The 24,279-nt window shown below is 41.4% G+C and carries 20 protein-coding genes; 9 read left to right on the top strand and 11 right to left on the bottom strand.

Going from position 1 to position 24,279, the window contains the following annotated elements; all coding sequences use genetic code 11:
- Nucleotides 1-208 precede the first annotated feature (208 nt).
- A complete protein-coding gene (locus tag G457_RS0106380) occupies nucleotides 209-1,669 on the top strand; it encodes a Gfo/Idh/MocA family protein (RefSeq protein WP_026945729.1) in 1,461 nt (486 codons plus the stop codon).
- Between the two features lie 34 nt (nucleotides 1,670-1,703).
- Here the strand turns inward: G457_RS0106380 and G457_RS0106385 are convergent, their stop codons facing one another.
- From G457_RS0106385 to G457_RS0106405, 5 genes are all read right to left on the bottom strand, one after another.
- The gene (locus G457_RS0106385; RefSeq protein WP_026945730.1) at nucleotides 1,704-3,329 is read right to left on the bottom strand and encodes an OmpA family protein; all 1,626 of its coding nucleotides are present in this window, start codon (nucleotides 3,327-3,329) and stop codon (nucleotides 1,704-1,706) included.
- 4 nt (nucleotides 3,330-3,333) lie between these two features.
- Nucleotides 3,334-4,305: a deoxyhypusine synthase family protein gene (locus G457_RS0106390; protein ID WP_026945731.1), complete on the bottom strand. Its 972-nt coding sequence runs from the start codon at nucleotides 4,303-4,305 to the stop codon at nucleotides 3,334-3,336.
- Between the two features lie 91 nt (nucleotides 4,306-4,396).
- The gene (locus G457_RS0106395) at nucleotides 4,397-4,993 is read right to left on the bottom strand and encodes an OmpH family outer membrane protein (RefSeq protein ID WP_026945732.1); all 597 of its coding nucleotides are present in this window, start codon (nucleotides 4,991-4,993) and stop codon (nucleotides 4,397-4,399) included.
- Between the two features lie 174 nt (nucleotides 4,994-5,167).
- On the bottom strand, nucleotides 5,168-6,070 hold the full coding sequence (locus G457_RS0106400; RefSeq protein WP_026945733.1) for a histone deacetylase family protein: 903 nt from the start codon (nucleotides 6,068-6,070) through the stop codon (nucleotides 5,168-5,170).
- Between the two features lie 55 nt (nucleotides 6,071-6,125).
- Complete coding sequence (locus tag G457_RS0106405; RefSeq protein WP_026945734.1) at nucleotides 6,126-6,686, bottom strand: hypothetical protein; 561 nt, start codon at nucleotides 6,684-6,686, stop codon at nucleotides 6,126-6,128.
- A gap of 77 nt (nucleotides 6,687-6,763) precedes the next feature.
- Between G457_RS0106405 and G457_RS22200 the strand changes: the two genes are divergently transcribed.
- On the top strand, nucleotides 6,764-7,210 hold the full coding sequence (locus G457_RS22200; protein ID WP_051260731.1) for an AlbA family DNA-binding domain-containing protein: 447 nt from the start codon (nucleotides 6,764-6,766) through the stop codon (nucleotides 7,208-7,210).
- Here the strand turns inward: G457_RS22200 and G457_RS0106415 are convergent.
- Complete coding sequence (locus G457_RS0106415; RefSeq protein ID WP_026945735.1) at nucleotides 7,199-7,564, bottom strand: phage holin family protein; 366 nt, start codon at nucleotides 7,562-7,564, stop codon at nucleotides 7,199-7,201. The genes G457_RS22200 and G457_RS0106415 overlap by 12 nt on opposite strands.
- A gap of 124 nt (nucleotides 7,565-7,688) precedes the next feature.
- Between G457_RS0106415 and G457_RS0106425 the strand changes: the two genes are divergently transcribed.
- Together G457_RS0106425 and G457_RS0106430 are read left to right on the top strand one after the other, a co-directional pair.
- Entirely contained in the window at nucleotides 7,689-8,438 is a 750-nt protein-coding gene (locus G457_RS0106425; RefSeq protein ID WP_026945736.1) for an acyl-CoA desaturase, read from the top strand.
- 162 nt (nucleotides 8,439-8,600) lie between these two features.
- On the top strand, nucleotides 8,601-8,930 hold the full coding sequence (locus tag G457_RS0106430; protein ID WP_026945737.1) for a BlaI/MecI/CopY family transcriptional regulator: 330 nt from the start codon (nucleotides 8,601-8,603) through the stop codon (nucleotides 8,928-8,930).
- A 69-nt stretch (nucleotides 8,931-8,999) separates the two neighbouring features.
- Here the strand turns inward: G457_RS0106430 and G457_RS0106435 are convergent, their stop codons facing one another.
- Nucleotides 9,000-12,230, bottom strand: coding sequence for a S41 family peptidase (locus tag G457_RS0106435; protein ID WP_051260732.1), 3,231 nt, complete (start codon nucleotides 12,228-12,230; stop codon nucleotides 9,000-9,002).
- 154 nt (nucleotides 12,231-12,384) lie between these two features.
- On the opposite strand from G457_RS0106435, the gene tyrS reads away from it, so the two are divergent.
- Both tyrS and G457_RS0106445 read left to right on the top strand, forming a co-directional pair.
- The gene (tyrS, locus tag G457_RS0106440) at nucleotides 12,385-13,680 is read left to right on the top strand and encodes a tyrosine--tRNA ligase (protein WP_026945739.1); all 1,296 of its coding nucleotides are present in this window, start codon (nucleotides 12,385-12,387) and stop codon (nucleotides 13,678-13,680) included.
- A gap of 128 nt (nucleotides 13,681-13,808) precedes the next feature.
- A complete protein-coding gene (locus G457_RS0106445; RefSeq protein ID WP_026945740.1) occupies nucleotides 13,809-14,504 on the top strand; it encodes a TetR/AcrR family transcriptional regulator in 696 nt (231 codons plus the stop codon).
- A gap of 91 nt (nucleotides 14,505-14,595) precedes the next feature.
- On the opposite strand, the gene G457_RS0106450 is transcribed toward G457_RS0106445, so the two are convergent.
- Nucleotides 14,596-16,089 (bottom strand): peptide MFS transporter, encoded by a 1,494-nt coding sequence (locus G457_RS0106450; RefSeq protein ID WP_100627790.1) that lies wholly within the window; start codon nucleotides 16,087-16,089, stop codon nucleotides 14,596-14,598.
- Nucleotides 16,090-16,433: 344 nt separating this feature from the next.
- On the opposite strand from G457_RS0106450, the gene pckA reads away from it, so the two are divergent.
- Nucleotides 16,434-18,035 (top strand): phosphoenolpyruvate carboxykinase (ATP), encoded by a 1,602-nt coding sequence (gene pckA / locus G457_RS0106455; RefSeq protein WP_026945742.1) that lies wholly within the window; start codon nucleotides 16,434-16,436, stop codon nucleotides 18,033-18,035.
- A gap of 127 nt (nucleotides 18,036-18,162) precedes the next feature.
- Nucleotides 18,163-18,600 (top strand): peptidylprolyl isomerase, encoded by a 438-nt coding sequence (locus G457_RS0106460; RefSeq protein WP_026945743.1) that lies wholly within the window; start codon nucleotides 18,163-18,165, stop codon nucleotides 18,598-18,600.
- A gap of 14 nt (nucleotides 18,601-18,614) precedes the next feature.
- Here the strand turns inward: G457_RS0106460 and G457_RS0106465 are convergent, their stop codons facing one another.
- Entirely contained in the window at nucleotides 18,615-20,186 is a 1,572-nt protein-coding gene (locus G457_RS0106465; RefSeq protein ID WP_026945744.1) for a hypothetical protein, read from the bottom strand.
- A gap of 76 nt (nucleotides 20,187-20,262) precedes the next feature.
- Here G457_RS0106465 and G457_RS0106470 point away from each other — a divergent pair, with 76 nt between their 5' ends.
- Entirely contained in the window at nucleotides 20,263-20,886 is a 624-nt protein-coding gene (locus G457_RS0106470) for a hypothetical protein (RefSeq protein ID WP_026945745.1), read from the top strand.
- On the opposite strand, the gene G457_RS0106475 is transcribed toward G457_RS0106470, so the two are convergent.
- A complete protein-coding gene (locus tag G457_RS0106475) occupies nucleotides 20,883-21,584 on the bottom strand; it encodes a TrmH family RNA methyltransferase (protein ID WP_026945746.1) in 702 nt (233 codons plus the stop codon). The two genes, G457_RS0106470 and G457_RS0106475, sit on opposite strands and share 4 nt — an antisense overlap.
- Before the next feature lie 13 nt (nucleotides 21,585-21,597).
- Complete coding sequence (locus tag G457_RS0106480) at nucleotides 21,598-24,213, bottom strand: DNA gyrase/topoisomerase IV subunit A (protein ID WP_026945747.1); 2,616 nt, start codon at nucleotides 24,211-24,213, stop codon at nucleotides 21,598-21,600.
- Nucleotides 24,214-24,279: the final 66 nt, after the last annotated feature.

Genomic DNA, 24,279 nt, shown 5'->3' on the forward strand with positions numbered 1-24,279 from the left:
TTGGTTAAACTTAATTTAAATTTTTTCAAATGTCCGATCCTTTATAAAATTTCTTTCCAAAACCCTCAAATGGGATTTCAACGGTTACGGCCGAAAAAAAAACTCAACCACTCAGCCTTCCGAAATCGAATAATCTCAAAATATTCGAAGGAAAAAGCGATTATTTTGAATATTTTGAAACCTGAAATTCAATAGAAAATAAAATAATATGAAGGAAAACAAAAACGGCTCGGATACTTCAAGGAGGAATTTTATAAAAAGCTCAGCTTTGGCGCTTTCAGGATTTTATATTGTTCCACGGCATGTTTTGGGGGGTCAGGGTTTTGTTGCCCCAAGTGATAAACTTCGGGTGGCAGGTATTGGTGTTGGAGGAATGGGCTTCAATGACGTAAGTGGAGTCTTCAGAAGTGGCAAGGCCGATATCGTGGCACTATGTGATGTCGATGATACTCGTGCTAAAAGAAGCCGGGATGCCCATCCTAAGGCAGCTTATTACAAAGACTACCGAAAAATGCTCGAAACTGAGCAAGACAACATTGATGCAGTGACCGTATCTACTCCCGATCACATGCATGCTGTGCAGGCTATGATGGCTATGAAAATGGGAAAGCATGTTTACGTTCAAAAACCCCTAAGCCATGATATCTATGAAGCAAGAATGCTTACAGAGGCTGCAGAGAAATATAAAGTGGTCACCCAAATGGGAAATCAAGGTTCCTCAGGTGATGGTGTACGCAAAATGGTGGAATGGTACAATGCAGGACTGATCGGAGAAGCGACGAAGGTCTACTCTTGGACCAATAGACCAGTTTGGCCACAAGGAATTCCCTGGCCGAGTGAAGGAGTGACTCCACCGGCTGATTTAGACTGGGATTTATGGCTAGGTACTGCCCCTTACCGGGATTATGTGGGAAATCTAGTGCCCTTCAATTGGCGAGGATGGTGGGATTATGGAACAGGAGCCTTAGGAGATATGGCTTGCCACATCATGGAACCTCCTTTCAGGGTCTTAGGTCTTGGGTATCCAAAATCTGCTGAATGCTCTGTGGGTTCTGTTTATGTAGGAGAATTCCAACGTGGATATTTCCCTGATAGTTGCCCTCCTTCTTCACACATCACCCTTCGCTTTGATATGGCAGGTGGAAAAGAACTGGAATTTCACTGGATGGATGGTGGCATTCAGCCTACAAGACCTGCAGAACTCGAGCCTAACGAAATCATGGGCGATGGAGGAAATGGAGTAATCATCGAAGGTACTGCCGGAAAAATGATGTGTGCAACCTACGGTCGAGATCCCAAACTCCTACCAACCTCTAAGAATCAGTATATCAATGTCCCAGAAACCGAGTATCGTGTACCTGGCGGGGACAGTGGTCACTACAACAACTGGGTAGAGGCTTGTATTGCTGGCTTTGGATCAGAGGAGTATAAAAAGTTGAGTTCGCCTTTCAGTGTGGCAGGACCACTTACTGAATCAGTACTGATGGGAAATCTTGCCATTAGAAGCTACGACTATCGCGTCCCTAGACCAAATGGAAATGCCAATCAGTTCGACTATCCAGGTAGAGGAATCAAATTGGTATGGGATGGACCAAATATGAAAATCACCAATTTCGATCCAGCCAACCAGTTTGTCAGAAGAAATTATCGAGAAGGTTATAGCTTATAATCACAAAAAAAGCGGTCCAATTAGGACCGCTTTTTTAATCTTCAATTGTCAACTCTACACGACGATTTTTACTTCTTCCAGCCTCTGTTGCATTAGAGGCTATTGGTCTGGTGCCGCCCCATCCAGAGATACGTAGTCTCTCAAAGTCTACACCTTGATCAACCAAATAATCCCTTACAGCTCCAGCTCGATCTAGAGAAAGGGCCTTGTTTAATCCAGGATCACCCGCACTATCTGTATGACCACTTATCCGAATCTTCAAATCTGGGTTTTCACTCAAAAAGCCTACAATCTGATCTAAGAAGTCAAAAGTATCTCCCTCTTCCAGATCTGCAGTCCCTCGTTTGAAATTGACTTTGTCCAAAAGTAAACTGTTGCCAGTTTCTGCTTTCGTCATCAAAATCACATTGGGTTCTTTTGTCTTTAATTCAGCCAAAGAAATCGAGGTAGGGAAAAATTGAGCAGCTTCAAACCGAAGAAGTTGAACGCCTGAGGCTTTGAGATCGCTTATTTTTTGATTTTGTGCAGGAATTTCCTTCCAGTCCTCGCCGCTTTTGGCCATTAGACGGAAGTTTTCCACCCGAATCTTATTCTTCTGATCAATCACCAACCATCTCACTGGCTCTTCCTCCATTTCAATCGACTTTTCCATTAGCTTCACTTCAGGCATTCCAACAGCACTAGATGGGTAAAGTGGTGCTAATTCCGTCACCGTAGTCACATTTTCAGATTGGTTTTGCTGTGAAACGGCAACTGTCTCAGGTGCCTTAAATTCATTTGGGATTTCTAGTGGAGTAATTTCCTCATAGGTAACCAAATCTGCGAATCCATCACTGTTTTGGGTGGTAGTCCAAACCACCTCCGTAGGCGAAATAAACGTAACGGCACTTTCTGAGCCAGGGCTGCTCAATTGAACCCATTTCTGTGCAGCACTCCATTCAGTAAGATCTTCCAAAAGTACTTTTGCAATGAAAATATCCTTCCCTTGAGCCCCTAATTGAAGATTTGAAGAAAAATAAAGCAGTCCTGAACTAGGGTCAAAATAGGGTGAAGTTTCTTGACCAGGTGTATTTATGGCAGATCCAAGGCTTTTTGGTGCTGCCCATTGAACAGGACCAAGCTTTTCGCTCACATATATGTCTTCATTTCCACGGCTATCAGAGCGATTTCCTGATAGAAAAATATACTTTCCGCCCTTCGAAACTGATCCAGTGACAGAACCTTGGAATTTTTCGATTTCAGGCATAGATACCCGACGCAGAAAATTCCATTCTTGACCGAATTTGGAATACTGAAATACCCCAAAACGATCTGAGCCTGAATGAAAGACCAACAGTGTCAAAATATCCTCCAAGCCTAAGGCCAAATCATATCCTGCGGTGCTTAGGTCTTTCCGATGAATAGCCTCTGACCATTCACCTTCAGGAGTTTTTTTGGTCATCCAAATATCTCCCGGATCATTGATGCCCCCTACATTCTGAAAATGATTAGCGCGGGTAAAGAGCAAAACGCCATCCCCTATCCAAACCGGATTCATGTCATCTTGGGGCGTATTTGCCCCTGACAGATTCTTGATTTGTTGAGAAAATACCGAGAGAGAAACAAAAAAGGCAAGCAGAAATAAGCTGCCTGCCCGAAAATTAAACTGAGGTTTATACATTTTATTATTGGTCGAGTACGATCGCAAAGACTAGCGGAGCTACTATAGTAGCATCTGACTCAATGATAAATTTTGGTGTATCAAGTCCTAGCTTACCCCAAGTGATTTTCTCATTTGGAACTGCACCGGAATATGATCCATAAGATGTAGTCGAATCAGATATCTGACAGAAGTATCCCCAAAGTGGTACATTATCACGCTGCAAGTCTTGATGAAGCATAGGCACCACGCAGATAGGAAAGTCTCCTGCAATTCCCCCGCCAATTTGGAAAAATCCAACTTTACTGTCTTCGGTAGCATTTTCTGTATACCATTCTGCCAAAAACATCATATACTCAATCCCACTTCTGACAGTGTGAACGTTTTTGACATCTCCAGCGATCACATGCCCTGCAAACATATTGCCGAGTGTGGAATCCTCCCATCCCGGGACGATAATAGGAAGGTTCTTTTTAGCAGCTTCCAATAGCCAGGAGTTTTTGGGATCAATCTGAAAAGAATCATCCAGTTTACCAGAAAGTAAGATTTTATAAAAGAACTCATGAGGGAAATAGGCCTCTCCTGCTTGATCAGCTTTCATCCATTCCTCCAAAATAACATCTTCAATCCTACGCATGGCTTCCATCTCCGGAATACAAGTATCTGTCACACGGTTCATGTGTCGATCCAAAAGATCTTGCTCTTGCTCAGGAGACAAGTCCCGGTAGTTTGGAATACGCTCATAATAGTCATGAGCAACTAAGTTGAAAACATCTTCCTCTAGGTTGGCTCCGGTACAGGTAATGATTTGTACTTTGTCCTGTCGAATCATCTCAGCCAGAGAAATCCCCAGCTCAGCTGTAGACATGGCTCCGGCCAGGGTGACCATCATTTTCCCGCCTTCATCCAAATGTGTTTTATAACCTTCGGCTGCATCGATGAGTGCCGCAGCATTGAAATGTCGATAATGATGCTTCAAAAATTCGGTGATCTTCATAATTTCGATTTTTTAACTTGAGCTGTAAAATTACCCAAATTCAAACATAAAAAAACCCGGACAAGCCGGGTTTCCATAGATTCGATATTATTTATTGTGCAGCAGGCTTTTCGCTAGCAAACTCTTGGTTGAGTCCTTCTACCACCTTATCTGTCAAATCTAGGGCATCTTTACCATACCAAACAGCACCACCACGCGTGTAGCTAAGGATAAGGTCTAGATCATTTTCTTCTGCATATTTTTTCAAATAAGCCTGAACCTTATCATAAACCTCACTGTAGAGGGTACTTTCGTCACCAGCTAATTCTTGCATCAGGTTGTCACGATAAGTCATCAGATTCTGCTCTTTCTTCACAAGCTCCTCTTGCTTTGCTCGCTGCTGATTAGGAGTCATATTTCCACCAGTTTGCTGGAAATTAGCAACTTCTTGCTCGAAACCTCTTGCTCGACCTTGTAAATCAGATTCAAACTTCTTTCCTTTTTCCTGAAGCTCTGCAGACTTTGTCTTGAAGTACTCATACTTATTAATCACACTATCAGTCAAAACGAAAGCCACTTTCAGGTCAGAAAATTCTACAGAAGATTCACTTTGAGTAGTAGTTTCTGCTGCTTGTTCAGTTTTTGGCTGACAGGATAGCATTACTGCAAATGCAGAAACCAGGGAAAATAGGGGTAATACTTTTTTCATTTTATTGAGAATTAATTTAGGCTCTTTGAAAATGGAGAAATAAGCGCATTTCAAAGGTCGCTCACTGCTTACCAAATTCAAGGTGGATTTTACATGCTTGACAAGGGCGCAAATATAAAGAAAGAATTGACTTGACAAGCCCTGTAATTGAACTGTGTCCTTAAAATATCCTAATCAAAAATACATTTCCTGCGCCAATCGGTAGACTTGGGCATGCGCATCAATTATTTGACTGATTTTAGGACTGTAGCCTCCCCCCATGCAGCACATGATTGGTAGGTTATTCATTTTTGCTACAGAAAGTACCTTCCGATCTCTTTCATAGACTCCTTGAATGCTCATTCCCAATCGCCCCAATTTGTCAGAAGAAAGCACATCAACTCCGCATTGATAAATCAAAAAATCAGGTTGAAAGTCATCAATCAACTTTTTTAAGTTTTTGTCCAAGATAGAAAGGTATTCCTCATCAGCAGTGCCATCTGCTAATTCAATATCCAAGTCAGACTTTTCTTTTCGATGTGGGTAGTTCTTGGCGCCATGCATACTGAATGTGTACACTCGAGGCTCATTTCTAAAAATAGCAGCAGTCCCATTGCCCTGATGTACGTCCAGATCAATGACCAAAATTTTCTTAGCTTTTTGAGAATTTAAGAGGTGAAAGCTTGTCAGAGCAATATCATTCAATAGGCAGAAGCCTTCTCCTCGATCCCGAAATGCATGATGTGTCCCTCCTGCAATATTTAAAGCAATTCCATGCTCCATTGCAAATTCAGCAGCTTGCACCGAGCCTCCAGCAATTAGAATTTCACGCTTTACTAAGGCCTCACTCAATGGAAATCCCGTGGCTCGCTCCTCAGATCGGCTTAGGCTGAGGTTTTTTAGCTTTTCCCAATAAGAAATATCATGGGCTTGGCCTATAAGCAATTCATCGACTACTTCTGGCTTAAAAAAATTACTTTCGGTGACAGTCCCTTCATAGAGCAATTGCGCAGGCAGCAATTCGTATTTCTCCATCGGAAAACGGTGTCCGGGAGGTAAAGGATGGCAATATTCGGGTGACCAGGCTATTTTGAGCATAAAAAAAACGCTTGCATTTTAACAAGCGTCCATTGAAAGTGTTTTAATCAGTAAATCAGACGTCTTCTTCTTCTGACTGAAAGGAGTAAAGAGTCTCATCCAGTGAAATTGTGTCTTCGTTGTATTCTAGAATAAACTTCCGGATACTTGAATCGTCGATATGTTCCACATTAAGAGCTGCATCCAATCCAATTCCAAAATCATGATTGGTATCAATATCGATGAATTCCTGAACCTTGACAGTTTCTTCTTCTTCGATCTCCATGATCATTTCAGTAATAAACCAACCAATCTCCTCTTCCTCACTGGATAGAGGCAATAAATTTCCATTTTCATCTTCTTCGTAGCGAATTCCGTTGAAATTAGGAAACTTCTTCGCAGCCTCATGTTCGGCAAGCTCATAGACCTCACTGGCATGATGAAGTCTCAAAGTGTAAAGTGCCGCATCATAGATGACCTCTTTGCCTTCATACATTCCGATAAAGTAAAAATTCACATACTCATCGGAATTTTCGGCATCTTCAACTAGTTGATAGGGTTTACCAATACTTTTGAGTTTAGCTTTTAGTTTGGCGATTTCTTCTGGTGAAAATCCTGGGTTATTCTGAGGATTCATGTTAAAACAAAATTAGAGTCAAAGTGGAAAGTTAACTTTCTAGATTGAAATAAAAAGAAAATAGAAAAATTTTATCAATGGATAAAGCCAAAATTGAAAAGTTTGACGAGGATTCGATGAACTATATTCTAAAATCTAAGGAAAACCAGTCATTTGATCGGAAACAAAAGATCACCTCAAAAAAGAAAATAGCGAAGACTATTGCTGCCTTTGCCAATACAAACGGAGGAGAGATCGTGGTCGGTATCTCTGATCAAAATCAAGTTATCGGGATAGATCCAGAGGAGGAAATCTATATGATCGAATCGGCCAATGAATTGCATTGTCATCCAAAAGCCGAGTTGTCATTCAAAAAGTTAAGCTATGTTGATAATGATCCAAGTCCTTATGAATCAGCTGATAAACTGTTGCTTTTGGTCCAAGTAGAAAAAGCTCCTTCGCCGGGAGTCCTTTGGAGGGAAAGTCAAAACTCTGAAGAGAAATTCTATATCAGGCAGGGAGACCGAAGCATCTCAATCTCTTGAGTCCATGTTGTTTCCAAATAGCGAATTGATGATACTGAGGACGATCGCAAAAAGCAATGCCCACCAAAATCCATCTACTGAAAATCCTGGAATGATGTAGTCAGCAATCAGGATTGCAAAGGCGTTGATTACCAATAAAAATAATCCTAAAGTGATAATGGTAAGAGGCAAAGTCAAAAGGATCATCAAAGGCTTGATGGTTATATTGATTAGAATCAATAACCCTGCAAGCAAGAAACCTGTTGTCCAAGTATCGATATATACGCCAGGAATAAAAAATTCCGCAATTAGAACCGAGATTCCTCCGATCAGTATTTTCACTAAGAAATTTGGAGCTTTACTTTCTCTGGGCATGGTTTCAAAAGGTTGGTTGGGTATAAAAACTAATATCGAAAAATATTTGAGTAATCTGGAAATTCGAATTCAGATATTCAAAATTCATGGGTTATATTTGTTCAGTATTAATTAATAGTTTATTGTGATTATCATTATTTTCTTCCTCCTTCACTGGTATTTCTCTCTATTCTGCCAAAGTTTCTTCCTTCACAGATACGCAGCTCACCAAATGTTCGAAATGAACAAATTCTGGGAGCGTTTCTTCTACATCTTTACTTGGATGTGGCAAGGTAGCTCTTACCTCTCTCCTAGAGCTTATGCGGTGCTTCACAGAATGCACCATGCTTACAGTGATACGCCAAAAGATCCTCACTCCCCACATCATACCGAAAACCTTTTCACCATGATGTGGAAAACCAAAAATATCTACAATGAGTATTTTTCTTTCCGACTCAAGCCTGAAGAAAGATTTTCAAAAGATATTCCCGATTGGTTGACCTTTGACAAGTTTGCAGATAATATGGGCGTTCGAGTAGCTTGGGGTCTATTGTACGTATTGATCTACGTACTTTGTATTACAGTCTTTGAACTTCCCGGAACTCATTGGTGGATGTACTTCTTATTGCCAATTCACTTCTTGATGGGACCTGTGCATGGTGCTATTGTAAACTGGAGCGGTCACAAGTATGGTTATTCTAACTTTGATAACAATGATAAGTCTAAAAATAGTCTATTACTTGATGTTTTGATGCTCGGAGAGCTTTTCCAAAACAACCATCACAAATTACCAAATCGTCCAAACTTTGCAGTGAAGTGGTATGAGTTTGATCCGACCTATCCAATTGTAAAACTATTGCACGCATCGAAGATTATTAAACTTCGAACAGTATAAAAAACGAAAGGGACAAAAAATTGTCCCTTTTTTATTTTACTGACCTTCAGTAATTTAAAAATTTTTCAACTAAATAGTAATACTAATTTTTGTATTTTTCTTGGATTTAAGAAACTAAACGAATAATTTACCTTCGATTTAAAACTTAACACCAAAAAACTTATGAAACCATTAACCAGAGCGGAAGAGGAGATTATGCAAATCCTCTGGGATATCGAGCGAGGATTCGTGAAAGATATTCTTCTTCCAATGCCAGAGCCAAAGCCGGCTTACAACACTGTATCGACTATCGTCAGAATCCTTGAAAGAAAAGGATTTGTAAGTCACAAATCTTATGGCAAAAGCCATGAGTATTTTCCAATCGTCTCTAAAGACGAGTACCGTACATTTATCATCAAGCGTATGCTTGAGGGATACTTCGATAGTTCATTCGCAAAGCTCAACAAATTCTTCAAAGGAGAAGAGTCTTTGAACAACAAGAACTATCAATAAGATACGGCGAAATTTTGGGTAAGCATTTAAAAAAGGCTGTCAGAATTATCTGACAGCCTTTTTCCTTTTTTATTGAACGTCTTTCAAAAGCTCCTCGACCGCTTTCTCCAGTTGCTGATCGATGCCTTTGTCAATCTTTCCAGGTATATTTTTCACTTCAAATTGAGGCTTGGTTTCGTTATTCTCTAGCCATTCCCCAGCTTGGTTTTTAGCTGAAATCGGTACTACTCCCCATCTAACGCCATTTGGTAAACCTTCCCATCCGGCAAAAGAACAAGTCCCCGGAGTAGGCATACCCACGGTTTTACCGATTTCTAAATCAGTATATCCACAGGCAAAACAATGACCATCTGAATAGTTAGCTTCGTTGAACATAGCCAAGGTCGGCTTAGTCCAGCGAGCAGTAGGCTCATACCCTACTTCCTTAGCTTCGGTTGCATAAGTTAAAAAGCGCTCTCCAGTGAAGAACATAGCCAAATCAGCTACTAAATCACCCCCACCATTAAAGCGAGTATCGACAATGACACCTTCCGTATCATGATACTTACCCATCATTTCCTCATACACATTTCTGTACGGACCGTCACTCATTCCAGGAATATGAACATATCCCAACTTACCACCGCTTAGTTCAGCTACTTCTTCTTGATTCTTCTTGACCCATCGTCTATAAAGCAAGCCATTTTCCTCACGAAGTGATATCGGCTTGATAGTCAGCTGCTGTGCATTTTGTCCATTGGCATCGGTCAATTCAATCAATGTGAACTTATCAGCTTTGCGGTTTAGTAGCTTCGCAAAATCCATATCAGCTGAAATAGCGATCCCATCAATAGATCGAATGATCATTCCGGCATCCACATTTAGATCGGCTTTGTCCAAAGGACCTCCAGAAATGACCTCTGTGATTTTAATACCATCTCCTTCAAAGCCATAATCCCAAAACACTCCCAATGAAGCTGTTTGATCAGGCATGGAAATACTTCTTGAATACCTTGCTCCTGCATGAGAGACATTGAGCTCACCAAGCATTTCGGAAAGCATTTCAGCGAATTCATAGTTATTGCCGATATGAGGCAAATACTTTTGATAATCAATTCTTGCCTTCTCCCAATCCACTCCATGCATATCAGGAGTGTAGAAAATGCCCTGAGTTCGCTGCCATACGTGATCAAAAAGATGATCAAGCTCCGCAGTTCGGTCATAAGTCATCTCACCGCTTATTTTGATCGACTCTCGCTTCATAGAGCTAGGATTGATTTTGGAAATTGAGCCATTGCTAAGCAGGAAAAGGCTTTCTTGGTCCTTGTCCCACATGAGGTTACCATAGCTGGCATCCAGCTTCAATTCCTGTTTGGTTTCCTTGGTTCGGATATTGGTCGACCAGAGATTGTATCCTTTCTCAAATCTAGCTAGGTAATACAGTTTTTCTCCATCCTTACTCAAAACCGCGTCTCCTAAGCTACTACTATGGATAGTTAGCCTAGCCTTTCGCTCTTCAATTCCTTCCCAGTCAAAATTGAGCGGACTTATTTCTTTTTTATCCTTGCTCTTATCCTCTTTCTCAGAATCTTTCTTTTCGCCGTCTTTCTTAGCTTTTTCCAGCTCTTTCATGAGTTTAAACTCATCTTCACTCAGATTGAACTTATCCCAGGCACCTTTGTCAAAGAAAAGGGTGTAAACATCTCGCTCGCTTCTGCCAGAGGTAGCATAACTTCTTAGACCATCTCTATTGGAGAACCAAAGCATTTGCTTTCCACCATTCACCCATAAAGCACTTCCATCATCATAGCCGTTCTTGGTAAGGTTACGGAAAGGTTCTTTGCCGCTAGCATCCAAGAGCACGACCTCACCATTGACCATGGTTGGGTTGTAAGAAGCCAAAAGCCATTTACTATCTGGACTCCAGGTGAAGTACTGATCCCCATCACGCATGTGGTAGAGATCATCCGGAGAAAGCAGCATGACTTTTTCCTTTGATGCCAAATCCATGACCATAATAGATCGGCGATCCTCAACATAAGCTAATTTCTTTCCGTCGGGTGAAAGCTTGGGTAAGTAGGCGTCTACTTCCAAGTCCAACATCGGTGATTCCTTAATAAGCGTTGAGGCAAAGAAAAATGGCTCTTCGCTCCGAACTTTTTCAGCTTTAAAAATTTGCCAGCGGCCATCACGTTCACTTGAGTAAAAAATGGACTTTCCATCCGGAGCAAATTCCACAAAACGCTCTTGTTCAGCTGTTTCGGTAATTCGTTTGGTCAAGCTTCCATCCACTGCCGTCACAAACACCTCACCACGTGCAATAAAAGCTATCTCCTTTCCATCCGGTGAAAGACTCATTTCGCTTACTCCTCCGTTGATAGAAATAAAATTATCAGGATTAGCAATAGCCTGAGTTGCTAAGCTTATTTCAACTTTTTGAGGTGCTTCTCCTGCCTTCAGCGTATAAAGTTCCCCATCAAAGCTAAAGCTCATCAGCCCATCCTTAGAAATCGTTAGAAAACGAACCGGAAAATCCTTCAAATCAGTTAAAGCCTTTGGATTCGAAGGATCAGAAACCGGCATAGAAAAGACATTGAAATCTCCATTCTGCTCACTCAAGTAATAAATTTCCTCCTCATTCGGAGAGAACACAGGGTTTCTATCTTCGCCATAAAAAGTAGTCAACATCTGATGCGTGTCTGTATTCGCATCATACATCCAAATATCCCGGGCAATTCCAGACTCGTGGTGCTTTCTCCATTCATTTTCGCCGCCTTTTTTATCATGATAGATCATTTTTGTTCCATCTGCATTGCTCTGAACATACTCAGCAGGGATAGTCCAAATTTGATCCACTCTCCCACCCTTTACAGGTACTTTGTAGAGCTCAGGCTGGGAACCAGTTGGATATTGTCTGTGAGATGCGAGATCCATTCGCTGTGCCCCAAAGATCACTCCTGAGCCGTCAGCAGTAAAATCAAAAGGCATCTCATCATTTGAATGGAAAGTGAGCCTTGATGCCGGTCCACCAGATGCGTTCATGATGAATATGTCAAAATTACCGTAGCGATCTGATGCAAAAGCAAGCTGCTTTCCATCCTTACTCCATACGGCTTTGTAATCATGGGCTTCGTGGAAAGTGAGTTGTTTGGCTTCACCACCGGCACTTGGAACCAAGTATAAATCTCCTTTGTAGGTAAATACAATTTGACTACCATCGGGAGAAATAGCTGGATACCTCACCCATCTCGGATCATCTTGAGCCCAAGAGAGCTGACCAATCAATAATGCGAAAAGAACTAAAGTGAATTTCTTTATCATGAATTTGAATTTTTGAGGCTTGAAAGTAAGAAAAATTGCAATAGCATTGCAGAAAAGATATTTAATCAGAGCTTTTTGAAATTCCTGTGGTAGTTTTCTTTCCTTCCCTTAATTGATCGGCCTATATTTGCGGCTTAATTAGGAAAAGCTGCACATGAATTCATTTATAGAAGAACTACGCTGGAGAGGAATGCTTCAAGACATGACTCCGGAAATCGAAGAACACCTGAATAAAGGAATGGCTTCTGCCTACCTGGGATTTGACCCCACTGCAGATTCACTTCATATCGGGCATTTGGTAGGTGTTATGACGCTATTACACTTTCAGCGCGCAGGACATAAGCCATTTGCATTGGTCGGAGGTGCTACAGGAATGATCGGCGATCCTTCTTTCAAGTCTGCCGAGCGAAATCTTCTAGACAAAGAGACTTTGGATCACAATGTCAAGTCTATCCAAAATCAGCTGGCTAAATTCCTTGACTTCAGCAGTGGTACCGGAAACAAAGCCGAACTAGTCAATAATTACGACTGGATGTCAAAATTCTCCTTTCTTGAGTTTATCCGAGATATAGGAAAACACATCACTGTCAACTATATGATGGCAAAAGATAGTGTCAAAAGAAGACTAGAGGACGGAAATGGCCTTTCCTTCACGGAGTTTTCTTACCAGCTCATTCAAGGCTATGATTTTTACCATCTCTGGAAAAACAACAATTGCACCGTGCAGCTTGGCGGTTCGGATCAATGGGGAAATATCGTCACTGGTACAGAGCTTATCCGAAGAATGGGTGGAGGACCTGCATATGCATTGACGGTTCCTCTTATCACCAAAGCGGACGGAAGTAAGTTTGGAAAGACTGAAAGCGGTTCGGTATGGTTGGATCCAGAAAAAACCTCTCCATATGCATTCTATCAGTTTTGGATGAATGTATCAGATGAAGATGCTTCCAAATACATTCGAATCTTCACCGTCTTGGACCAGAAAACAATTGAAGACCTGGAAAAAGCGCATCAAGAAGCTCCTCACCTTCGATTGCTTCAGCAAGAAATCGCTAAGCAGGTCACTACCATGGTGCATAGCGAGGAAGAATATGAGCTTGCAGTCAAAGCTTCGCAAATACTTTTTGGGAAATCCTCAACGGAAGATTTATCCAAATTAGACGAGAGAACTTTCCTGCAGGTATTCGAAGGGGTCCCACAAGTAGAGATTTCTAAGGCTGAATTTGAACAGCTGGAGTCAAACTTGGATCTTTTTGGCGAAATGACGCAAGGGGTGATCTTTGGCTCTAAAGGTGAGGCTCGCAAACTCATCCAAGGCGGTGGCTTGAGTATCAACAAGGAAAAAATTACCGATCCCAATGGAAAGTTTGAATCGAAGCTTCTGCAGGGAAAATATCTTTTGGTCCAAAAAGGCAAAAAGAATTACTTCATCGTCAAAGTAGAAGCCTGATAGTTTGACAAAAAATGGTCAAAATTAAATTTTGGCCATTTTTTGTCTTTTTCTTTTTAAAGCCCTTCTGTTTTTTGACCCAGGTTTAATAAATTCACTTTTGAATTACATTTTAGCTCAAGCAATCCATGCCTAAAGAAAAGAATAAAGAAAAACTCATTTTGGATGCCGCCATCCGACTCTTCACTTCCAAGGGTTATCAGGCTACCAGAATGAGTGATATTTCCCAAGAGGTAGGAATGAGCAAAGGCCTCACCTACTTTTATTATAAGAATAAGGAAGACCTTTTCATGGCTTTGACCAAGAAGGCCTTTGATCAATTTAAGGATGAATTTCGGGAAGTTTATTTGAGCAAAGGAAAAACCGGAATGGAGAAAATCAGCGATTTGGTCATCCGAGTGGTAGACTTTGCCAGCAAAAATCAAATCCTCTACGATGCCATTATCAATTTTATGGATTTGGTCAAAAAGTACAATCAGGAAGAGAGCAGAAAAGAAATTGATCCGCTTATCCTAGAGAGTCAGCACTTCCAAAAGCTCCTGGAAATCCACCATGATCCAGCCAAATTTGGCGTGATGATGGTCAGTCAGGGAATCAAGGATGGGAGTATCCGGCCTGAACTTCAGCCTGAGATCACTTTTTATACGATTTGGAGTATGATCATCGGTTTTGAAAAAATGCTCGGCCCTGTAGGTTATGATGGAAAAGAAGTAAAAATCAATCCGGAGAGTTTGCAACCTGGATTCCTCAAACTCCTGCAGGATATGCTGAAAGGTACCATACAGGCAAGTAAACCTGCCACAGTTCAAACCAGTCTATTTTAATTAAAAGCCTACAGCAAATTTGCTACAGACGCAAAAAATAAAAAAGGCTATCAGATCGATAGCCTTTTTTCATTTATTCCTGTGAGTAACATTAATGAACGTTACCCATCATTTTTCGAATCATTGGTCTCAGAATGAATAGCAAGGCCGCAGAACCAATCACTGTGTAAACGATCAACATGTACTGATCCGGCATTTGAGCCAAAGCCTCTTCGGTACCACCACTCGCCTCACCTGCAATCAATCCTGCAAAGAGGTTTCCTAGTGAAACTGACAGGAACCAAATTCCCATCATTTGACCTCCATAGCCTTTTGGAGCTAGTTTGGTTACCAAACTCAAACCAACCGGTGAAAGTGCCAGCTCACCGAATGTGTGAAGCATGTAAGTGAATATTAGCCAAGTTGGTGCTGCTAGCTCACCAGAAGCTGCGATTTTGGCGGCGAAATACATCACTAAAAAGCCCATACCCAACATAAATAAGCCAAGGGTGAATTTCATTGGAGAACTAGGCTCAAGATTTCTTCTTCCCAACCATACCCATAGACCGCCAAAGATCGGCGCGAAAATGATAATGAACATGGAATTGATCGATTGGAAATAACCTGTTGGAATCTCAAAACCAAGTACCGAACGATCTGTAAATCGCTCTGCGAAAAGATTCAAGGTAGACCCAGCCTGTTCGAAGCCTGACCAAAACATCGCAGAGAATAAAAATAGAATAGCAATTACCCCGACTTTATTTCTATCAGACTTGTCTAATCCTCCAAAGAGGATCACATAGCCCAGATATGCAAAAGCAACCAAGGCAATGATAGTACCTGATGCCCCGGCAATAGCTACCACATCGATAGGAACGATGCCAGTAAACATAATTCCTATCAGTCCAACCAAGACTATACCTATCCAGGTAACTGCTGATTTCAATTTATTTTGCTTGGCCTGCTCAAAGTCATCTGACACAATAGGCGCATCCCCATATCCTTCTAGAGAGCTACCTGTCAATTTGTATTGAATCAATCCTAGCACCATCCCAAATCCAGCTAAACCAAAACCAAGGTGCCAATCGTATTCTGCTAAAGTGCTACAAGCAATTGGAGCAATCAGAGCACCAAGGTTGATTCCCATGTAAAAGATTGAAAATCCTGCATCTCGCTTAGAGCTTCCTTCTGGATAAAGCTGGCCTACGATCGAACTGATATTAGGCTTTAAAAGTCCAGTACCAAAGACGATAAGAATGAGTCCAAGAAAGAATGAAGTGGTATCGAGTGTACTTAATGCTGTTTTAGAAGCATAATCACCCGATGAAAAGATGCCTGGTAGAGCCATCGTAAAGTGCCCCATGGCAATGATGATACCACCATACCACACTGATTTTTTCAGACCGAAAAGCCTATCAGCCAGCCAACCCCCGGGAAGTGCCAAAAGATAGACTCCCATAGTATAAAGTCCGTAGATAGCTCCTGATGTTTTGTCATCGAAACCAAGGCCCCCTTCGGTAATAGCTGCCGTCATGAATAAAATCAAGAGGGCCCGCATTCCGTAGTAGCTAAATCGCTCCCACATTTCAGTAAAGAAGAGCGTCATCAGCCCTTTTGGATGGCCAAAAATAGTTGGCCCTTCGAATTCCGGAGTATTAGGTGTTTCCAAGGATAATTTCTTTTGGTTGGATAGATTTTTACAATGATAAGAGAATTCTGGACTTCGTTCCAAAAAAAGCTTTCCTCAGAATAATAAATTTCACTTCAAACTATGATAAAAGTCAGCGAATAAATTGCTTTAATACTACATTTTTGAAAGGTCACCAAATAATTTATTGAAAATCTTTCGTAATCGATTGAATGGTCAAAAAAAGCAGATTTTTTGATTTTCAATCGGCTATTTTTCTTTAATTTTGACCAAGATATTTTCAGAATATAAACCCAAATTTTATGCAGGATTTAGCGCTGGATGCCCAGACTTCTCCTTTGGATTTTCTAGATCTCCACACGACTGGAAAAATCCACTACAACCTTCCACCTGCCGAACTTGTAGAGCATGCATTGGCAAGGAATGAAGGATCGCTCACCTCAACCGGTGCCTTGATGGCGGACACCGGAAAATTTACCGGAAGATCTCCCAAGGATCGATACATCGTTCGCGATGCTAAGACTGCCGACTCGGTCTGGTGGGGAGATATCAATATTCCTTTTGAGGAAGAAAAGTTTGATCAGTTGCTTGAAAAAATGAAGCAATTTCTAGCAGACAAAGATCTCTTTGTAAGAGATGCCTATGCTGGAGCTGATCAAGAGTACCGATTAAATATCCGAGTTGTAAATACTTGGGCATGGCACAATCTCTTCTGCAACAATATGTTTTTGAGACCGAGTGCTGAAGAGTTAGAAAACTTTGAAAACGACTTTACCATCATCTGCGCACCTGGCTTTCAGGCAGATCCAGAGGTCGATGGTACCAAGAGCCCCAATTTTGCTATTTTAAATCTGAGCAAGCGAATGATTTTGATTGGAGGGACAGGATATGCCGGAGAAATGAAAAAAGGTATTTTCTCCGTCTTAAATTATCTCCTTCCTCATGAGCATCAGACGCTCTCTATGCACTGTTCTGCCAATGTGGGAAAAGACGATGACACAGCTATTTTCTTTGGCCTTTCTGGAACAGGGAAAACCACCCTATCTGCTGATCCAAATCGATCTCTGATTGGTGATGATGAGCACGGATGGACTGAGAATGGCGTTTTCAATTTTGAAGGTGGCTGTTACGCTAAAGTCATTGACTTGACTAGGGAAAAAGAGCCTGAGATTTGGGATGCGATCAAATTCGGCTCCATTGTAGAAAACACCCGTTTTAAGGACGGCTCGAGAGAAGTGGATTTTGCAAATAAGTCTGTCACTGAAAATACCCGTACGGCTTATCCCATCAATTTTATTCCAAATGCAAAGGAACCTTCTATAGCCCCTGTGCCTAAGAATATCTTTTTCTTGACTGCAGATGCCTTTGGAGTGATTCCTCCCATTTCCAGATTAAACAAAAGTCAGGCGATGTATCATTTTATTTCAGGATACACGGCAAAGGTGGCTGGTACAGAAATGGGCATTACCGAGCCAAAATTGACCTTTTCTGCTTGTTTTGGAGCGGCATTTTTACCGCTACACCCCACAGCTTATGCTACGCTATTTGGCGAAAAAATGGAAAAGTACCAGACTAATGTTTGGCTAATCAACACTGGCTGGACTGGAGGCCCTTATGGAATTGGCTCTAGGATGAAGCTAAGTTACACACGTGCGATGATCACTGCCGCTTTGGAAGGAAAGCTAGATTCAGTGGAGTTTAAGTCCCACCGATATTTCGGATTTGATGTTCCACAAACTTGTCCTGAAGTACCTAGCGAAGTCCTTAATCCGCGAAAAACTTGGAAAAATCCTGAGGATTATGATCTACAAGCTTCAAAGCTAGCCAAGTCCTTTATCGAAAATTTCAAACAATTTGAAGACTATGCCTCCGAGGATATTCTCAAAGGGGCTCCAAATTTCTAAAACATTCAATAACCCAAATGTGACCGAAGCCCGCATCATTTTGAGCGGGCTTTTTTTATAGATTATTAATTTTTATGCTACGAATTAATATTCTCCGTTTATTTTTATGCCATTAATTATTAGAAAAATGAAAACAGCAGAGATTATTACGGAGAAAGGAACCATGAAAGTGGAATTTTTCGAGAAGGATGCCCCTAACACTGTCAAAAATTTTGTGGATTTATCTGAAAAAGGATTCTACGATGGACTTACTTTCCATCGGGTAATTCCCAATTTTGTGATTCAGGGAGGTTGTCCTGAAGGTACAGGAAGAGGAGGACCAGGCTATCAAATCGATTGCGAATTGACTGGTGACAATCAATATCATGACAGAGGAGTGCTCTCAATGGCCCATGCCGGCCGAAATACAGGTGGATCGCAGTTTTTCATTTGTCACAATCGTGACAACACGCGACACCTAGATCGAAATCACACCGTATTCGGTAAGGTTGTAGAAGGCTTGGATATCATCGACGATATTCGGGCGGGTGATAAAATAGAAAAAATCATTATCCACCAAGATTAAATTTTAAATCCCCATCACTGGGGATTTTTTTTATAAAAATCCTGCAACAAGGACTTCAACTCCTGATGAAGGATAGGGGCAGTTTCAGGTCCCACTGAATTAATCTCCCCATAAGGCCGATCTTCATAATCATAGGTATATGGAGGTTCTACATCCCACTGACTTTTAGGTATGATATAACCAATCATATCATTGGAAATTCCACCGAAAAACCTGAATTGACCAGAAGTCAAAGCATTGATTGCTGGCACCTCTACCGGTTCTATTCCAAAGTCAGCTCCTTCGGGAGACTCTATTCCTCCATGAAGAATTTCAGGATAAAGTTCTCCCGGGACATGTAAAAAGCTTGCCGGTCCTAATTCCCAAATGGCGATTTCAGATCGGATTTTTTTCCAACTGACAAAACCTCTGTCAAAAATTCCGATGACCGCCGCTAATTGAAAAAGCTTATTATCCAGTGGAAGTGCAAAACTTTTAGCTTTCAGTCTCAAATTCAACTTGGAGAAAGTATTCAAGCTTGTATCAGCAAGGGTTTCCAGAGTGATTTGTGCCAGAATATCTCCCTGTGCTTTCATTTTTTCGGGACTTGGCTCCAAAAGCTCTTCTCCAGAAATCGGATCTTGTATCGGCATACTGGGATGAGTAGTCATCAGGCCACCTACGGCACCATTTAGGAAGATCGCTACGCCGCCAAACCCATCAATACTCATGGAATCAGAAAGAGAAATCCCATTTTCCACTCCATCTCTCCAAGTACTTGGAAAGTCTGAACTGATTTGAATATTCTGAGACCAGAGCGTTTCGGGGTGATTTCCCCAATTCATTATGGTACCAAGCGTTTCTCCTGTCTCTCTATCCAAAACTTGCATCAGGCGAAGACTCGCATCCAAAATCACAGGTGGCCGCGTATCCCCTACCAAAGGCTTAAGCCGGTCAGTTTCCTCTGCAAACTTAAATTCTGCCGGACGTAAGGATTTGTAAGCCTCTTCCACACTTTTTACTATTCCTCTTTGCACCTGATCCAGGTATTCCGGATTGACTCCCCGCTTGAAGCTGGAGGGTCCCCACATTCCCATCAGGTCAGGAGAAGAGTGAACATGTGTACTGGCAATAATCACATAATCAATCCAAGGAATTTGCGCTTCGATTAGCTTTCTCGTGCTGATAATCTCATCATTTCCAAAGCCAATCATATCTATCACACACAAGGCCATTTTGATATTTCCGGCATCCAGCACCATCGTTCTAGCCCACAAAGAGTCGAGTACTCCCTGTGCTGGTCGATTATTTTGAAAACCTGCTAACCAAATAGCATCAAACTCACCATTTTGATTTTTATCCTCAAAAGTATCTCCATCCTCAGGATTGTATTGAGCATCTCCGTTGGCATCGGTCCAGGTTTCAAAGTAGGTCGGAGTAATAGACACCTTAGAAAAGCCTGCAAGAATTTCGTTTTGTTCTCCTTCCAAATCCAAATCTACCCAATAATCAGGATGCCTGTCTTTCGTCTTAATAAAAACCCAAATAATACAGGAAATGAAAGCCAAGGCCAAGATGAGTCCGATGATTTTTAAAGTCTTCTTCATAAACCAGGATTTTGTCAATAAAAGGAATAAAGTAGCTCGGTTCTAAGTTGGAATAAAATTTGGAACAGAGGATGATATGCAGACAAATTACATTAAAAAAGCAGCACTATTTCTATTTTTGGCCGCGATAATCAACCTTCCTTCATCCGTGATAGCTCAACGATATGGTACCGCATTAGGTCTTCGTGTAGGAAGTTCAGATCTGAACCGTACAGTAGGACTTACGCTTGAGCAACGAATCCAAAAGCGTATTTCAGCAGAATTGATTCTTCAGTCTGACTTCTCGAGAAACACCACCTTTTCTGCTTTGGCAAAATTCCATAGACCCATTATTTCAAAGAGATTCAAAAACTATTTAGGTGCAGGACCAGCCTTCGGAAATGAGGAAAGCTTTCAAAAAATACCTGAAACACGGCAAATCGTGCACACATACGGAAACTCAACTTTTGGACTTGATATGATTGCAGGATTGGAATTGACCGTAGCGAATGCAGTGATTTCACTTGATTACAAACCAAACATCAATATTGCCGGGCGGGAAGAGTTTTTTAGAGGTCAAGTCGGGATTTCAGCCAGAACCGTATTGGTAAAGAGCAAAGAACAAAAAAAGAGGGCAAAGCAACGTCAAAAAGCCAGAAAGGCAAATAGCTCCGAAAAAAGCAGCTTTTGGGAAAAATTGAAGATTGGACCGGCTTACTAATTTCCTTTCAAACTCTCAAAATACATCTTCTCATGAAGATCTGATCGCTTCACAATACTGCGATACCACTTTAGCCTAAGCAAGTTTTTTTCATCCTCCTTTAGGTGAAAATCCGGAATATCAAGTTTCTGAGTTTTCTGAACCAGATCGAAAAGAAAGATGGAGGCTGAAACAGATATATTGAAGCTTTCTGTAAAGCCTAACATGGGAATATGAACCAATCCATCGACTTTTCCCTGGACTTCTGAAGAGATTCCTTCATGCTCATTTCCGAAAACCAAAGCAATTTTCTCATCGGCCTTTAATTCCGAAATCGGGATTGAATTTGCATTAGGGCTTGTGCCAAGGATCTTATATCCCTGACCCCGAAGTTGATCAAAACACATGTCCACCGAAGAGCCTTCAGGATTATAGTATTTATGCAAATCCACCCATTGAGAAGCTCCTCGGGTTACATACGGGTTGATTTTGTAAGCATTGGTCTTCTCAATGACATGCATATCTTGAATGCCAAAGCAGTCACAGGTTCTAATCACAGCACTGGCATTGTGCGGTTTGTAGATATCTTCCAGGACGACGGTAAAATGTCGGGTGCGCTTGGCAAGAACTTCCTCGATTACCTTTTTCTTATGATCAGTAACATACTGTCCCAAGTAATCGAGAAGCCCCTTATCAAAATCCGATTCAATATCACCCATGGCCTTTATTGCATCAAAACAAGCCTAATTGCTCTTCGTCACTATCCTTTTTGGGTGAAAGGTCCACCGTGCTTCCAATCTCTATTTCGTCGGAATCTTCATCCTTTCCTTCCTCCTTTAAGGATTGCTTTTCCTCTTTTTTATGAGCAATTAGCTCCAGGCTCTTTATCGGGTAAGAACTCAATTTATTACCCATAGCCTTCCAGCCCTTTACATCAATGATCATATCCAAGTCGTAGACTTGCTCCTCTTCATCCTTTCCTTTTGTGATGATGGCTTTCACCTGAGGCTGTTTTTCGGAAGAGATCAACTTAAGAGCTGAAGAACGATGATCCGTGATGAAATTAAATTTCTTATTCAGGGTAGTTGTTTCAATTTGGAATCGCTTGACGAAATAATTCTTGCTTCCCCCATCGTAATAGACAGCAGACAAGACCTTCTCGGGATCGAATTTTTCGATCAGCAATACATCGTTTGGTTCATAGCGATTAGTCAGTTCAAAGTTGGTCAGCTCATAATCCCCTGATTTATAGCAAACCAAAATCCGATCTTCTCCTAAGAAATTACCAATCAAATTACCTCTTTCATCGGTATTCAGACGACCAACTACCGGATCGTAATAGATGTCCAAGCCACCAAGCGTGGAGACACCCTCCATCTTCAGCTGAACTTTTCGGACCGGATACCTTGTCAAGATATTACCCCCTGCTCCTCTTCCTTTGATATCCAAATCAGCAAAATCAAAGTCAAAAACCTTAACCCTAGCCTTGGCACCCTGAGTCAGATAAACGGTGACGATTTCGGCTTCTCCATTTGGATTGGCTGTGAGATATAGGGTTTTGGATCCTTTTGTACCCTTGGTCAAATCGTATTCTCGATCTCGAGTGACACCACCAGGTTGGAAGCGCTTAACCATCGCTCTCCCTGAGGCTCCGTCCAAGTAAATCAGGTTAAAGGTGAGTCGATCATCTGTTTTTCGATAGATCCCAACATGAAGGATGTCTTTTCCCATGAAGACCTTATCCTGAATTTTGGAAACCATCATCTTCCCGTCCTTGCGGATCACAATGATGTCATCTAAGTCCGAACAATCACAAACAAACTCTTCTTTTTTTAGACCTGAGCCTACAAATCCATCCTTTCTATTGACATAGAGCTTGGCATTGTTTGCAGCTACTACAGTGGCTTGAATGGTATCAAAGGCACGTATTTCAGTTTTCCGCTCCCTTCCTTTTCCATACTTCTCGAGCAATCGTTCATAGTATTTGATTGAATAGTCTGTAAGGTGTCTTAGGTTGTGATTGACTTCTTTCAATTCATCCTGCAGGCGCTTCATCAACTCATCTGCCTTGAAGGAATCGTATTTGGAGATACGCTTGATCTTTATTTCGGTCAGTCGAACCAAGTCTTCTTGGGTAATTTCCCGATAGAAATCAGGCTTATAAGGATCCAATCCTTTATCAATTGCCTGCAAAACCTCATCCCAAGTAGTACATTCCTCTATGTCTCGATAGATTCTGTTTTCAATGAAGATCTTTTCAAGGGATGAGAAGAGCAATTTCTCCATCAACTCCCCTTTTCGGATTTCTAATTCCTGCTTGAGAAGCTTCTTGGTCTGCTTGGTATTGTATTCCAGAATTTCATTAACTGAAATGAAAACCGGCTTTTCATTGACAATGACACAGGCATTTGGAGAGATGGAAACTTCACAATCCGTGAAAGCATATAATGCATCGATTGTCACATCAGGAGAAACTCCCGAGGCAAGATGAATCTGGATTTCAACATCCTTAGCCGTATTATCTACGACTTTCTTGATTTTTATCTTTCCTTTATCGTTCGCTTTGAGGATAGAATCAATCAAAGAATCAGTAGTAGTTCCAAATGGTATCTCCTTAATTGCCAAGGTTTTGGAATCTTCCTCTTCAATTCTTGCTCGAACTTTTACTTTTCCTCCTCGAAGGCCCCCATTGTATTCTGAAAAATCTGCCAAACCTCCCGTCAGGAAGTCCGGGAGTACGTTCGTCGTATTGCCTTTCAAAATTTCAATCGAACCTTCAATCAGTTCGCAGAAGTTGTGAGGCAAAATCTTGGTAGATAGACCCACGGCAATTCCTTCCACCCCTTGAGCTAAGAGTAAAGGGAATTTAACAGGCAAAGTAACAGGCTCTCGCTTTCTTCCATCATAGGACAATTGCCAATCGGTAGTCTGTGGATTAAAGACTACTTCAAGAGCAAACTTGGAAAGTCTGGCCTCTATATATCTGGCGGCTGCAGCTGAATCACCGGTGCGAATGTCACCCCAGTTACCCTGGGTCTCAATGAGCAGATCCTTTTGTCCCAAATTGACGATGGCATCTCCAATCGAAGCATCACCATGTGGGTGATACTGCATGGATTGACCAATGATATTGGCCACTTTGTTGAAGCGCCCATCATCCATTTCCTTCATTGCATGAAGGATTCTACGCTGAACAGGCTTCAAACCATCTTCAATGGCTGGAACTGCTCGCTCCAGAATTACATAGGAAGCATAGTCCAAAAACCAATCCTTATACATGCCTGTCACAGGCACTGAGTTGTGTAGGCTATCGTCCGTCTCTTCTGGTTTATTTGTTTCTTCGCTCATGTATTAATCCAAATTTGTTTTAAGAAGTCTTTTAAAAGCACTTCTTATACTCAAGACAATAAGAAT

The organism is Algoriphagus marincola DSM 16067 (assembly GCF_000429405.1).
GTDB lineage: Bacteria > Bacteroidota > Bacteroidia > Cytophagales > Cyclobacteriaceae > Algoriphagus > Algoriphagus marincola.

What these genes read in the sequence shown, in the direction of transcription:
- G457_RS0106445 (WP_026945740.1), top strand. Translation starts at nt 13,809, where the DNA reads ATGCCTAAAGAAAAGAATAAAGAAAAACTCATTTTGGATGCCGCCATC.
- G457_RS0106400 (WP_026945733.1), bottom strand. Translation starts at nt 6,070, where the DNA reads ATGCTCAAAATAGCCTGGTCACCCGAATATTGCCATCCTTTACCTCCC.
- G457_RS0106465 (WP_026945744.1), bottom strand. Translation starts at nt 20,186, where the DNA reads ATGAAGAAGACTTTAAAAATCATCGGACTCATCTTGGCCTTGGCTTTC.
- G457_RS0106435 (WP_051260732.1), bottom strand. Translation starts at nt 12,230, where the DNA reads ATGATAAAGAAATTCACTTTAGTTCTTTTCGCATTATTGATTGGTCAG.
- G457_RS0106385 (WP_026945730.1), bottom strand. Translation starts at nt 3,329, where the DNA reads ATGTATAAACCTCAGTTTAATTTTCGGGCAGGCAGCTTATTTCTGCTT.
- tyrS (WP_026945739.1), top strand. Translation starts at nt 12,385, where the DNA reads ATGAATTCATTTATAGAAGAACTACGCTGGAGAGGAATGCTTCAAGAC.
- G457_RS0106460 (WP_026945743.1), top strand. Translation starts at nt 18,163, where the DNA reads ATGAAAACAGCAGAGATTATTACGGAGAAAGGAACCATGAAAGTGGAA.
- G457_RS0106380 (WP_026945729.1), top strand. Translation starts at nt 209, where the DNA reads ATGAAGGAAAACAAAAACGGCTCGGATACTTCAAGGAGGAATTTTATA.
- G457_RS0106430 (WP_026945737.1), top strand. Translation starts at nt 8,601, where the DNA reads ATGAAACCATTAACCAGAGCGGAAGAGGAGATTATGCAAATCCTCTGG.
- G457_RS0106405 (WP_026945734.1), bottom strand. Translation starts at nt 6,686, where the DNA reads ATGAATCCTCAGAATAACCCAGGATTTTCACCAGAAGAAATCGCCAAA.
- G457_RS22200 (WP_051260731.1), top strand. Translation starts at nt 6,764, where the DNA reads ATGGATAAAGCCAAAATTGAAAAGTTTGACGAGGATTCGATGAACTAT.
- pckA (WP_026945742.1), top strand. Translation starts at nt 16,434, where the DNA reads ATGCAGGATTTAGCGCTGGATGCCCAGACTTCTCCTTTGGATTTTCTA.
- G457_RS0106390 (WP_026945731.1), bottom strand. Translation starts at nt 4,305, where the DNA reads ATGAAGATCACCGAATTTTTGAAGCATCATTATCGACATTTCAATGCT.
- G457_RS0106415 (WP_026945735.1), bottom strand. Translation starts at nt 7,564, where the DNA reads ATGCCCAGAGAAAGTAAAGCTCCAAATTTCTTAGTGAAAATACTGATC.
- G457_RS0106395 (WP_026945732.1), bottom strand. Translation starts at nt 4,993, where the DNA reads ATGAAAAAAGTATTACCCCTATTTTCCCTGGTTTCTGCATTTGCAGTA.
- G457_RS0106475 (WP_026945746.1), bottom strand. Translation starts at nt 21,584, where the DNA reads ATGGGTGATATTGAATCGGATTTTGATAAGGGGCTTCTCGATTACTTG.
- G457_RS0106450 (WP_100627790.1), bottom strand. Translation starts at nt 16,089, where the DNA reads ATGACGCTCTTCTTTACTGAAATGTGGGAGCGATTTAGCTACTACGGA.
- G457_RS0106470 (WP_026945745.1), top strand. Translation starts at nt 20,263, where the DNA reads ATGCAGACAAATTACATTAAAAAAGCAGCACTATTTCTATTTTTGGCC.
- G457_RS0106480 (WP_026945747.1), bottom strand. Translation starts at nt 24,213, where the DNA reads ATGAGCGAAGAAACAAATAAACCAGAAGAGACGGACGATAGCCTACAC.